At 59.8% G+C, this 12,682-nt stretch carries 11 protein-coding genes and 1 pseudogene; all 12 read left to right on the top strand.

The features are described from left to right. Positions 1-8: 8 nt before the first annotated feature. The 12 genes and pseudogenes from ACP7E0_RS22235 (at position 9) to ACP7E0_RS22180 (ending at position 12,649) form a co-directional block, all read left to right on the top strand. Positions 9-908, top strand: a complete 900-nt coding sequence (locus ACP7E0_RS22235; RefSeq protein WP_426127884.1) for an ABC transporter permease — start codon at positions 9-11, stop codon at positions 906-908. Beyond that, a complete protein-coding gene (locus ACP7E0_RS22230) occupies positions 905-1,708 on the top strand; it encodes an ABC transporter permease (protein WP_426127882.1) in 804 nt (267 codons plus the stop codon). Before ACP7E0_RS22235 ends, ACP7E0_RS22230 begins: the two co-directional genes overlap by 4 nt. Then, positions 1,705-2,787 carry an ABC transporter ATP-binding protein gene (locus tag ACP7E0_RS22225; protein ID WP_426127880.1) on the top strand — a complete coding sequence of 361 codons (1,083 nt, stop codon included), beginning with the start codon at positions 1,705-1,707 and terminating at the stop codon, positions 2,785-2,787. The genes ACP7E0_RS22230 and ACP7E0_RS22225 overlap by 4 nt, the downstream gene beginning before the upstream one ends. 116 nt (positions 2,788-2,903) lie before the next feature. Next, a complete protein-coding gene (locus tag ACP7E0_RS22220) occupies positions 2,904-3,770 on the top strand; it encodes a TauD/TfdA dioxygenase family protein (protein ID WP_426127878.1) in 867 nt (288 codons plus the stop codon). 32 nt (positions 3,771-3,802) lie between these two features. After that, complete coding sequence (locus tag ACP7E0_RS22215) at positions 3,803-4,456, top strand: RraA family protein (protein WP_426127877.1); 654 nt, start codon at positions 3,803-3,805, stop codon at positions 4,454-4,456. After that, the gene (locus ACP7E0_RS22210) at positions 4,453-5,304 is read left to right on the top strand and encodes a carbon-nitrogen hydrolase family protein (protein ID WP_426127875.1); all 852 of its coding nucleotides are present in this window, start codon (positions 4,453-4,455) and stop codon (positions 5,302-5,304) included. The genes ACP7E0_RS22215 and ACP7E0_RS22210 overlap by 4 nt, the downstream gene beginning before the upstream one ends. Positions 5,305-5,436: 132 nt before the next feature. Next, positions 5,437-6,813, top strand: coding sequence for an MmgE/PrpD family protein (locus ACP7E0_RS22205; RefSeq protein ID WP_426127873.1), 1,377 nt, complete (start codon positions 5,437-5,439; stop codon positions 6,811-6,813). Positions 6,814-7,905: 1,092 nt separating this feature from the next. After that, a pseudogene (locus ACP7E0_RS22200) lies at positions 7,906-8,188 on the top strand (hypothetical protein); the annotation flags it as partial. A gap of 235 nt (positions 8,189-8,423) precedes the next feature. Beyond that, positions 8,424-8,759, top strand: a complete 336-nt coding sequence (locus ACP7E0_RS22195) for a helix-turn-helix domain-containing protein (protein ID WP_113313112.1) — start codon at positions 8,424-8,426, stop codon at positions 8,757-8,759. Further along, a complete protein-coding gene (locus tag ACP7E0_RS22190) occupies positions 8,752-9,999 on the top strand; it encodes a type II toxin-antitoxin system HipA family toxin (RefSeq protein ID WP_426127870.1) in 1,248 nt (415 codons plus the stop codon). Before ACP7E0_RS22195 ends, ACP7E0_RS22190 begins: the two co-directional genes overlap by 8 nt. A 205-nt stretch (positions 10,000-10,204) precedes the next feature. Next, positions 10,205-11,218 (top strand): ornithine cyclodeaminase, encoded by a 1,014-nt coding sequence (locus tag ACP7E0_RS22185; protein ID WP_426127869.1) that lies wholly within the window; start codon positions 10,205-10,207, stop codon positions 11,216-11,218. Between the two features lie 84 nt (positions 11,219-11,302). Next, entirely contained in the window at positions 11,303-12,649 is a 1,347-nt protein-coding gene (locus tag ACP7E0_RS22180) for an MmgE/PrpD family protein (protein WP_426127868.1), read from the top strand. The last annotated feature ends 33 nt before the right edge of the window (positions 12,650-12,682 follow it).

Genomic DNA, 12,682 nt, shown 5'->3' with positions numbered 1-12,682 from the left:
ACAGCTTCATGTCGACCATCGCAATCGCCGCGCCGGCGTTCACGCCGGGCGTGCCCGCGCGCACGTCCGGATATCTTGTGCTCGCACCCTCCTGTCTGGTGCTGGTCATCTTTTTTGCGTTACCCATGGGTACGATGATCGGGATGAGTTTTCTGGACGCGCAGACCCATTCGCCAACCCTCTTCCACTATCAGCGCTTCTTCACCGACGGGCTGTCGCTTGCCGGTCTTTATCGGACAGCGCTGATGTCCCTCCTCGTTGCGATCTGCGTGACGGTTCTTGGCTATCCCGTTGCCTACTATCTGGCGCGCTCGCGTTCGCGCTGGCGAGCGCTGGTCTTCGCATTGGCACTGGCACCCGAACTGGCCGGTGTCGTGCTGCGGACCTATGGCTGGCTCATTATTCTGGAGGACCGTGGCTTCATCAACGACATGCTGATGCATCTCGGTGTCATCGCCTCGCCCCTCCCCTTGTCGAAGAACCTGTTTGCCGTCGTCGTCGGCCTAACTCACGTCGTTCTGCCGTTCGGTATTTTGTCTCTGACAACGAGCATCCAAGGGATCGATCCCAACCTGGAACGGGCAGCCCAGATGCTCGGCGCCTCCCGGCTCTCGGTCGTCCGCCACATCATCCTGCCGCTGTCTGTTCCGGGAATCGTCAGTTCGTTGCTGATCTCGTTCACGATGGCTGCCAGTGCCTACGCCACGCCAGCGCTATTAGGCGGCGCACGTTTCAAGGTGCTCGCCACGATGATCTACGAGCAAGTGCTCTTCTATATCGACTGGGGTTTCGCCGCCGTCATGGCCATTGCGCTGCTGATCATGATGCTCATGATCTCGTTCCTTGGCATTCGCTACGAGGCATGCCGAAGCTCCCGAAGAAGCAACCGGGAAGGAGGTGCGTCATGAACCGCGCCCTGACATGTGCTTTCTGGCTGGCGATTGCGCTGGTGCTGACCTTCATCACCCTGCCGCTGGCGGTGGTGGTTGCAGCCTCGCTCAGCCCGTCATCGGCGGTTACGTTTCTGCCGTGGGAGTGGACGACTGTCTGGTACGGCGATCTGTTGGCCGATCGGTGGCTGCAGCCATTTTTGCTGAGCGTGAAGATCGCCACCGTTGTCGCTGGTATCAGTGGCGTGCTTGGTGTTCTCGCGGCCTACGCTGTCGTTTATGAGCGCATCCCCGGCAGCACGGCCATCATGGCGGGTCTGCTGTCGCCACTGTCGGTGCCGCAGATCGTCAAGGGGGTGGCGATCGTGCTGTTCCTGTCGATCATCGGCCTGCAGGGCGTCCTCGGCACGCCGGCTTTGATTGCCGCCCATGTGGTGCTTGCCCTGCCTTTCGTCACCCGGATGGCTGCGACCTCCCTTGCCAACTTCGACGGCAATCTGGATCGCGCGGCCCAGAGCCTGGGCGCCACCAAGCGCCAAAGGTTGCAGCACATTGTGCTGCCGATGATCAAGCCGGGTGTGCTGTCGGGCGTCACCTTCGCCTTCATTATCTCCTTCAACAACATCCCCTTGTCCGTCTTTCTTGTTCGCCCCGGCGACACGACGCTGCCGATCGCGGTGATCAACTACCTGGAATACAGCCTCGATCCGGTGATGGCGGCCGTCAACGTCGCATCGATGGTCTTCATTCTGGCGGTCATTTTCCTGTTCGAGAAAATCGGTGGTTTCTCGGCCCAACTTCATGGTGGTAGCAAATGAACACTTTCGACATTGAACTCGTCTCGGTCAGCAAGTCCTTTGCCGGCATTCCGGTGGTCCAGGACCTGAACCTTCAGATCCCACGCGGCGAGTTCGTCAGCATTCTTGGACCCTCTGGCTGCGGCAAGACGACGACGCTGAACATGATCGCCGGTTTCAATACACCGAGTGCCGGCGATGTCCGGGTCCGCGGCAAAAGTCAGAACCGCATCCCGCCGGAGCGGCGCAATCTCGGGCTGGTGTTTCAGAATTATGCGCTGTTCCCGCACATGACCGTTGCTGAAAATGTCGGCTTCGGCCTTCGCATGCGCGGCACGCCGAAGGCGGAGATCGGAAAGGCCGTCGATGCCGCCCTGCGCAGCGTCCGCCTCGAGGGTTTCGGCTCGCGCTATCCAAAGGCCCTTTCGGGGGGCCAGCAGCAGAGGGTGGCGCTGGCGCGCGCCATTGCGCCCCGTCCCTCGGTGCTGCTTCTCGATGAGCCTCTGTCCAATCTCGATCTGAAGCTGCGCGAGGCCATGCGGATCGAGCTCAAGGAAATTCAGGAACAGTTGGATATGACGTTCGTCTACGTCACCCACGATCAGGAAGAGGCGATGGCGATGTCCGACCGGATCGTCGTCATGTGGCAAGGCGCCATCGCGCAGCAGGGCGAGCCGGGTTCGATCTATCGAAATCCTGCGACACGCTTCGTCGCCGACTTCGTGGGGCGATCCAATATCCTGTCCGTCAGGAGGAGTATTTCTGGACCAGCGTATCTCGAATTGTGCATCGACGGAACTCCGATCGTGCTGCGCTCGGACTGCACTGGAAATGGTGTTGTGCAATCCTGCTGTATTCGCCCGGAGAGCATTGCCCTCTTAAACGGTTCCGATGCTGGAACCGGACCGCAAAACCGTCTCGACGGTGTGGTGCGCAGGATCGTCAATCTCGGCGCCCATGTCGAACTTCTGGTCGAGGTCGCCAACGGTCTAAGTCTAACGGTTCTTGTTCCCTCAAGCCGGTCGTCCCTGGTTCCCGCGCTGGCAAGCACCGTCACGCTCGGCATCAATCCGCAGGACGTTCAGGTGCTTTCGGACTGACCCGCAATCCATAGCCTGCCCCTATCAATGCGTGACGATCGGTATTGGAACGCCCGTCACGCCCCCTTCTAGGATGGTGGTGGCCTTAAGAGGAAGGCCCGCAAAAGGAGATGAAAATGCTGACGAAACAAAGACTGCGTGCGGTGCAAAACGACAGCAATGTCTGCGCCGATATCGAGGGGTTCGATTTCAACGCCTACGACGCCCATGACATCGAGGAACTGCGCCGCTTCTGGCTGCAATATGGTGTGCTACGCTTCAAGAAGACCGGTATCACCGATGCGCAGCAGGTGGAATTTTCCCGCCATTTCGGGGAGTTCGTCATCCATCCCAAACAGAAGCAGGAAGGCGGCCATCCGACCCATCCGGAGATCCTCGTCATCAGCAATGCCATGAAGGATGGCAAACCAAGCGGTGCGATGGGCAATAGCGAGGCGACCTGGCACACCGACACCTGGTTCTACGAGCGGCCGCCAGCTGGTGCCATCCTGCGTGGCGTAACCGTGCCTGCTTCAGGAGGTGACACCTATTTCTTGTCGACCTACAGCGCCTTCGAGACCCTGCCGGACGCATTAAGAAAGGGAACAGACGGCCGACAGATCTTCTTCCAGAACGTCTATGACAAGACCGGCAAATTGCGTCTTGGCAAGAGCGAGCCCGGCAGCCAGGATTTCCGCGAGTGGACCGGTGTGGTTCACCCGCTGGTTCGCATCCATGGCGAGACTGGCCGCAAGGCGCTTTATCTCGGCGGCACGACCGAAGGCGCCTGGATCGTCGGCCTGCCGCTCGACGAAAGCGCAGCCCTGCTTGCGGATCTTTGGGACCATACGACCGGGAAGCAGGAAGTGTTCGTCCAAAAGTGGGATGAAGGCGACATCATGATGTGGGACAACCGCTGCACCATGCACCGGCGCGATGGCTTCGACCCGTCCCTGATCCGCATCATGCATCGCACGACAACTGCCGGCGAACGGCCGGTCTGATATCGCCCGCGCCCTGCCTTGAGGTGAAATTCATGACAGTAGAATACCGAATAGACGCCAGGCCTCCTGCCTGGGCTGACGATCTGCGCGACCTTCTGGTTGACGTGGAAACCGCCACGATCGGTCATTTTGAACATCTGGGCTTTCTCGGATCCCAGATCCGTCCGGTCTTTCCCTCAAAGGCGATCGGCAACGCAGTCACCGTCGCGGCACCCGGCCGCGACGGTGTGGTCATCTACAAGGCGATCGATCTGCTTATCCCCGGTGACATCCTGGTGATTTCTCGTGTCGACCATGACGATATCGCCTGCGTCGGCGGCGGCGTTGTCGCCGCCGCCAAGGCCCGGGGTGCTGTCGGTATCATCGTCGATGGCCCCTGCACCGACGCGCTGGAGATCGCGCAAAGCGGTGTCCCCGTCTGGTGCCGCGGCGTCTCGTCGAAAACCACCAATCGCGCCTACCGGATCGGCGGATCGATCAACGTGCCGATTGCCTGCGGCGGTGCGGCGGTCCTGCCAGGATACGCGGTTCTCGCCGACGATGATGGCGTCTTCGTTACTGATCCGGATCATATGCGACGTCTCGGGGCCGTGGCGCTCGAGCGGCAAAGGCGCTCGCGGCATCTGCGGCCCCATCTGGAGGCCGGCAAATCGATCTTTGACTATCACCCAGCGGAGGAATCATGAAGATCTCGCTTATCCAGATGAACTCGCAACCGGATCGTGACCACAATCTTCGTCAGGCGCTTCGCCTGATGCAGGATGCGGTCGACAGGGATAGTCCGGATTTAATCGTCCTGCCGGAGCACTTCGACTGGTCAGGCGGGACCGCGCAGCAGAAACAGGCGGCGGCCGACACCATTCCAGGCGGGAGGGCCTATGACGTGCTGCAGAACTTCGCAGCCTCACATCGGGTCTGGCTGCATGCCGGCAGTATTCTGGAACGGATTGATGGAAGCACCCGCATCCACAATACCTCGGTCGTGTTCGACCGCGATGGGATCGAAGTCGGGCGGTACCGCAAAATACACCTCTTCGATATCGTCGCACCGGACGGCAAAGCCTACCGCGAGTCCGAGACGGTCGAGCCCGGCAACGAATTGCTGGTCTACGAAATCAATGGCCTGCGGATCGGCTGTGCCATCTGTTACGACCTCCGCTTTTCGCGTCTGTTCGACCGCCTGGCGACCGCCGGCGTCGATGTCATCATCCTGCCGGCGGCCTTCACGCTTCAGACGGGCAAGGACCACTGGGACGTTCTCTGCCGGGCGCGCGCTATCGAGTTCCAGGTGTATTTCGTTGCGTGTGGCCAATGGGGTCCCTACCCGGCGGCCGGAGGCGAAGTCCGGCAGACCTATGGCAACTCGCTTGTCTGCGATCCCTGGGGTCAGGTCATCAGTCGGGCTTCCGATACGGTCGGATTTTTCACCGCACATCTGGACATTGACCGTGTCAGGGCGGTTCGCAATCTTATCCCTATGGATGCGCATCGGGTGGAGTTCGGCGACATCAATGTCCTGACGGTCGGCCCTTAGTCGGGGCGCTTTCTAAGGCCGCATCTCTTCGTCCCCGGGCGGATCCCGAGGAGCGGCAAAGGCCGCCGGAGCTGTGGCAATGGGCAATCCACGGCGCCACCTGTTTCAAATGCAACGCAAAACGAGAACCCCATGCAAAAACCTGCAACAACGGTCCTGGGAAACTACATCGCCCGCGAAACTTTTTCCGATCTGCCACCAGACGTTATCGGGATAGCAAACGATTGCCTTCTGGATTCGCTTGGCTGCCTGCTTGGTGGCTATTCCCTGCCGATCGCCGGCGCCTTGGATGGCTTTCTCGGCGATGTTGGGTCTCGTGGAGACGTCCCGATCATCGGCACCAATCGCACGACCGATCCGGGAACCGCCGCCTTCGTCCAGGCTTGCCTGATCAACGCTCTCGACTTCGACGACATCTATCGCAAGGGTCATCCCGGCGCGACGGTGGTCGCGGCCGCGTTGAGTGTCGCCGCGCATGTCAAGAGTTGTGGGACGGACATCCTGGAAGCGATGGTGGTCGGCTATGAAGTGGCCGGCCGGGTCGCGATGTCCTTGTCGCACACGCATCCGCGCAAGACGGTGCATGGGCACGGAACATGGCAGGTCTTTGGTGCGGCCGCCGCTGCCGGAAAGCTCCTGAAGCTCGATGCCCGACAATCGGGCCATGCGCTTGCGATAGCCGCTGCCAATGCGCCCGTTGCCTCCGTCATGAAGACGGTCTACGGGACCGAACCGACCATGGCGAAGAATAATTTCGGTTCTGCGGCGCAGACCGGCGTCAACGCAGCACTTCTCGCGAAAAACGGCTTTGAAGGTCCGCTGGACATCTTCGAAGGGGATACTGGATTCTGGCGCATGGCCGGCGCCGATGCCTGCGATGTCGAATGGCTGACGGCGGGTCTTGGCCGGGTCTACGAAATTCGCGAAGTCGGCTTTAAGCCGTACAGCTGCTGCCGGATCCTGCAGAGCAGCATTCAGGCGTCGCTAAAGGCGTTCGCGACTGCCGGCGTCGATCCAAAGGATCATGCCCACGAACGGCTGGTGATCACCGCCCCACCGATTGTCTGCGAGCCACCGTTCAACAATCCCGCGCCGGCGGATATTTGGCCCGCCCAATTTAGTGCTCCCTACGCTGTCGCAATGGCGTTGCTTGGCATTGAGCCCGGTCCGGATTGGTTTTCGGAGGAGCAAGTCCGTGGTGACGCGGCTATGCGCCTTATGGCGCGGATCGAATTGCGGCCCGACATGGGAAAGCCGGCCGACTCTCATCACGTCGCACGTGCCCAATTGTCCCTGAAGGACGGTCGTATTTTCCATGCCGAAGTCAAGATCGCCCTCGGCGAAGCCGCAAATCCGCTGCCCAGATCTTTTTTGGAAGAGAAGTTTATCAAGCTGGCTAGGAGAAGGCTCGGACACGATCGTTCACTCGCCCTGTTGAAGACTATTTCGAGCATAGGCAACACGGCCAATCTCGAACCCTTGTTCGCCGAGGCGTGCCGGAAATTCTGAATCCAGCCGGAGTTGGCGAATGGTCGTGCGAAATCTTTCCCGCCATTCGGTAGAAAATGCGGCCAAATGGCTTTCGGCAAGAGCAACGGAAACTTGGTGCCATTGGCAATGATCGAGTGCCGGCGCGGGGGAACGACGGCCCTTCGTTAGGCGATCCCCATCGAACTTCCTCTTTCGGAACGAATACGCAATTAACCTTTTGGTAACCATGCGGGTGCAGGGTGGTTTGTGTCGCAGCAGCGTCCACCCTGCGGTACTGCTACTGCCTGCGGTATCCGCAAGCGCGTATCGCGTCGCGTCAAGGCAGTTGAGCCCGCCATCACCCGCGGTTCTCCGCTGAAGGCGAACGTCTCAAAGGGTATAAATCCAAAGTCTGCGCAAAAGGATTCAACGGTAGATCGGCTGCAGTTTCACAAGGCAGTTCGATAGCGGTTGCCGCCGACGAAAGGAATGGGTCGATGTCGTACGATTGGGAGGGTGCCCGCTCGCGCAGGATTGCGGCGGCAAAATGGGCAGCCCGTACACTCATTATCGCGATGCTCCTGGGGTCGGTTTGGGTTGTCTGGAATTCGATCGCGTCCTAGCCTTCACTTTTGTCACGAAATCGATTGCTTCCAATCTGCAATGCCAATGCCGCCTTGCGTCAAACCCGTCCATCGCTGTCGCCTCTTGCAGAGTGGCGATGAGGATCAAGGGCAGCAACCGTTCGGGGCCGGACCGCCGATTTCACGGGCGACTGACCCTCCCCGTAGAAAATCCGATCACGGCGAATGATGGAGGTGCCTCAACCGGTGTCCGACGCGCCATTGCTGATCGAGTATCGTCTAGCATTAGGACGGCGGGAATTATCGGGTCGAACCGCCACAATCCTGCAATCCGGCGGCCAGGGTTGGTGTTTCTTCGCGAAATCAATGGCTGTCTGCATATGGGCACGGGCAACTACCCGGCGGACCTATATCGCTTTATCACGGGAGTGTTACACTATAACAAATAACGTGTATTCGGTCCGGAGGGAAACCCTGAGTCGCGTTTTCTGCTTCGATCCCGGTCCGATGAGGAGGAACTGGCTTGATCCACAAGAGGGAGACAGACATGACGAATGCCTTGCCGCCACTTCACAACGGACATGCGCCGATCACCCTTCAGGAATTGTTCCGCGAAGCGCTCTATGCCTTCTGAGAATGGGAAACGGAACTTACCGAACCGATCGTCACTAAGGGGCGGATCATCCCGATCAGTCTCGTCTTCAAAGCGATGCACGACTGCGATGACATCGTGCCGATGAACAGCGTCAGTGCCATCACCGAAAGACTGTCCAAGCCCTGGAAAGGCGAAGGGCCGCTGGATCAGATGAGCTTCTCGACGGTTGCCCGTATCTTGCCGATGGGGGGACGATATCGTGGCCGTCTCCAGCCCTACGGTCGAGCGCCAGCCGATAGAATGAGCCTTGCGGGATCGCGGTCGAGCCATCGCGATCCCGTGCTCCCGAGCAAAAATCGCTTTTATTTCCAATCACACAGTTCTACTTCCTGCAGGAACCTTACAAAGGGCTATCAAAATTGTAAGCTTCGTGCTACATATTCTCAAAATCGGTAGTGCGAAGGTATCAAATGCCAACCCCACACAATCCTCCTGCTGCTGTGCGACGCGCTCTTCGCAAACTCGGCGCGGACATCCACGATGCACGCCGGCGTCGACGCTTGCCGATGGCGGTCGTGGCGGAGCGCGCCTTCACTTCCCGCTCGACGCTCCAAAAGGTAGAGGCCGGGGATACCAATGTCAGCATCGGCATCTATGCGGGCGTCCTTCAGGCGCTCGGCTTGCTCGACGGTCTGAGCCAGATCGCCGACATCGGCAACGACCCTGTCGGGCAGGCACTGGCCAGCGCCGACCTGCCCAAGCACGTCCACCTCAAGCGGACAACGGGATCGTCACGCGATGGCTGACTTCGAGGTGCATATCGACCTGGACGGCCGCACGCGCGCCATTGGAATGGCGAGGAGCAATCGCGTTCGAGGCACGGAAACCATACTGTTCGAGTACGATGGCGCGTGGCTCGTCGATCCGGACCGGTTCTCGCTGGAGCCTGCCCTTGCTCTGACCCGCGGCACCTTTGCCCCGCCCGCCGGACTGGCGACGTTCGGTTCGATCGGAGACTCCGCGCCCGACACATGGGGCCGTCGTCTGATGCAGCGTGCTGAGCGCCGTCTTGCCGAACGCGAACGCCGTGCCGTTCGCACCCTTGCGGAAAGCGATTATCTGCTTGGCGTCGCCGACGAGACCCGCCTGGGCGCACTCAGATTTCGCTGGGCGGGAGAAGAGACGTTCCAGGCACCGATCCGCGCCGGCGTTCCCGCCCTCATCGAATTGGGGCGGCTGCTCGAAATCACCGAACGGATTCTGCGGGACGAGGAGACGGACGAGGACCTTCAACTCATCTTCGCCCCCGGCTCTTCCCTCGGCGGCGCGCGGCCGAAAGCGTCGATCATCGATCAACATGGACATCTCTCCATCGCCAAATTCCCGAAGGAGACCGATGACTACAGCATGGAGACCTGGGAGGAGATCGCGCTGCGGCTGGCCGAGAAGGCCGGCATCGTCACTCCGTATCATGAGCTGATTGAGGTGGCCGGCAAGGCGGTGATGCTGTCGCGACGTTTTGATCGTACCGGCCCAACCCGCATTCCCTTCCTGTCTGCGATGGCGATGATGGGCGCCAGGGACGGCGAGCGCGGCAGCTACCCGGAGATGGTCGACACCCTTGCGCAACATGGAGCACAAGGGAAGACCGATGCCCATAGCCTTTATCGGCGCGTCGTCTTCAGCGTGCTGATCTCCAATGTCGACGATCACCTGCGCAACCATGGCTTCCTTTGGCTCGGCAAGGCAGGATGGTCGCTCTCTCCTGCCTATGATCTCAATCCCGTGCCCACCGACCTCAAGGCGCGTGTGCTGACGACCAACATCGACCTCGATGAAGGTACCTGCTCGCTCGACCTGCTTGAGGCGGCTTCGGGGTTCTTCGCCCTCACGCTGCAGCAGGCCCGCGCGATCATCAAGGAGGTGGCAAGTGTTACCGCGACATGGCGCGAAACCGCTAAGGAAGCCGGCGCCCGCTCCGCCGAGATCACACGCATGGCCAGCGCTTTCGAACACGATGATCTGAGAAGGGCGCTGGCGCTTTGATCTGAACGTTGTCGTTTGCCCCATCCAACCTCAAATGACAGCCTTAGCGGTCACTTCGTCGCCGAATATTCATCTGAAATTGGCTTTCATTTCCGCTTCTCCCACGAGAAAATACCATCATAGGTGGATATTCGGAGGGTGGAACATGGCGACTGTAACGGAGGAAAGGCCGGAGGGAGGCCTGCGGTTCTTCTCCCTGAAGGACATGGAACGGCGCGGCGTCATGCTTGAGGCTCGCGCTCTGCATGCGGTCGCCCACGAGGCGTGGGCTGATATTCGCGAGGGCCGCGCATACGGATTGAAATCCGTTCTGCTGCCGCTCGAAAGCGAACTCTGGGCTCGTCCGGAATTGGACCACTACCGGAAAAGGTTCGAAGGAGAGCGGCTCGGGTGGAAGCTGTCCACGCTCTCGAGCGTTGGGCCGGACTACGCAGCCGTCAAGATCGTCGGTGCCAACGCACTCAATCGTTATCTGGGACGCCCCAGGTCGATGTCCACGATCGCCCTCTTCGACAAGGTCACGCTCGCACCGATCTGCCTGTTGGATGGAACCGAGATTTCTGCCGCCAGAACCGCGACCTACGCGACGACGATAGTTGATCGCTTCCTCTCGGATCGCCACGATCTATCGGTGTTTATCTTTGGCGCCGGACCGATCGCTGAACGGGTTATCCTGGGCCTTGGCATCTTCGCTCATGAGGCCTTTTCGAAAGTGTTCATTCGAAGCCGTTCGGTGGACTCGGCGGTCCATCTTGCGGCGAAGTTGACGGCTCGCGTCGCATTCCCCCTGGTGGTCGTGGATGACAATGATGAACTTGGTGGCTGCGATCTGGTGATTACCGCATCCAATGCCAAAAGGCCTGTCTTCGACGACGCGCAAGCCAACCCGCACGCCGTAACTCTGCACCTCGGCGGCGATGAAACACCCCCTCAATATATTCAGCGGGTTCTGAAAACAGGACGGCTCGTGTGTGACGACATCACAATGGTGTCCCGCCGCAACTCGCAGAGCCTGGCTCTATATTTTTCGAAAGGGCAATCCACTCTGGAGACGCTCGGCCCGCTTCTGGGCGTTACTAATTTTTCGGACCTGGGCGACGACGTTCAAAAGCGCGAAGATGAGCCGCTTCACATCACATGCGTTGGACTGCCGATGCTGGATCTCTACGTCGCCAAATATGTCTACGAAACCTTTCTGAAGATCGAACCGAACGTCTAGCTTCGCTATGGGCGCAACCCGTCCTTTGCGTAAGACCGCATGGGTCAGTTCAACGTGGCACACAGTTGCCGGTGGAGACGAGACATGTATGCGACCCGAACTCTAGCAGCTTACGTTAGCGACTGCGGCCCCGAACATCTAACGGGGAGCGTCAAGGAAAAGACGCTGTGCTGCATGCTCGATCTCGTGACGGCGGCGGTCGCCGGATATGACACACCGAGTGCTGTGGCGGTTCGCCGTGTTGCAGGACAGCTGTTCGGGGCCGGGCCGTCGCCCGTATGGTTTTCTGGACAAACGTTGAACCGCACGGGCGCCGCTCTCTGCAATGCGGCTGCCGCTTCTGCTCTTGATCTGGACGACGGTCATCGCGCCGCGCGCGGACATCCCGGCGCCGCAGTCATTCCTTCCGCGTTGGCGGTCGCTGGCGACATGGCCTGCTCGCGCGACGAAATCATCCTGGCGATCGCTCTTGGATATGAAGTCGGCGTGCGTATCGCTGCCGCTCAAAATCCGAACGTCATCAGGAGCCGGCAATCCGGTCGGTGGGTCGGGTATGGCGCTGCGGCCGCGGCCGGCCGGCTTTCCGGTGCAACGCCTGTCCGCCTTTCACAGGCATTGGCGATCGCAGGCGTCCTTGCTCCGAACCAGGACGCAAATGGCAGTTCAGGCTATTCGAAACTCACCGGCAACGATGTGAAGGAAGGTATTCCGTGGAGTGTCGCCACGGGATTGACGGCGCTCCACCTTGCCGAATGCGGATTTACCGGACCTGAAGACATCCTCGATCATGCTTCGCATTTCGACACGTCGAGCATCGTCGGTGACCTGGGCAAGCCGGGGAAAATAGAGGGAGCATATTTCAAGCCGTATTCGTGCTGCCGCTACATCCATCCTGCAATCGATGCGTTTTGCGATCTTAAAACACGCCACCGCGTGACCCATCACGAGATCGCGATGATCGACGTCGAGATATTTGCCTGGGCGCTCCAGTTGGGCAACCGCGTCGATCCGGAAAACCTAACCGATATCCAATACAGCCTGCCATACTGTCTGGCGATCGCAGCGATCGAGGGCAGCCAGGCGCTGGCCCCGATCAGTGTGAACCTTCTGGATCGCCCGGATCTTGCCGATTTTGCCCGCAAGGTACGCTTGTCGGTCGATGGCGAGATTGACCGTCGGTTTCCCGCCGAGACGCTCGCGCGAGTGACCATGGTCAGCAAAACAGGCGAATGCTTTGTGTCTCCGGTCACCATGCCTCGTGGGGACGTGGGACGACCGATGCACTGGACCGATATTCGCGACAAGTTCCTCGAAATCACCGCGACGAAAATATCGGAAAAGAGGCAAGGCATGCTGCTGGACGGATTCGAGCAGTTCAGGCATGGCGATCCCGCCCTGCTGCTGGCAAGGTTGGCTCAGCCGCTGGCATAGTGATTATTCTGATGTCTCGTCACCGGAGACGAC

It is taken from the genome of Pararhizobium sp. PWRC1-1, from assembly GCF_049897905.1.
Lineage (GTDB): Bacteria > Pseudomonadota > Alphaproteobacteria > Rhizobiales > Rhizobiaceae > Pararhizobium.
This window is presented reverse-complemented; position numbering and strand designations above follow the sequence as displayed.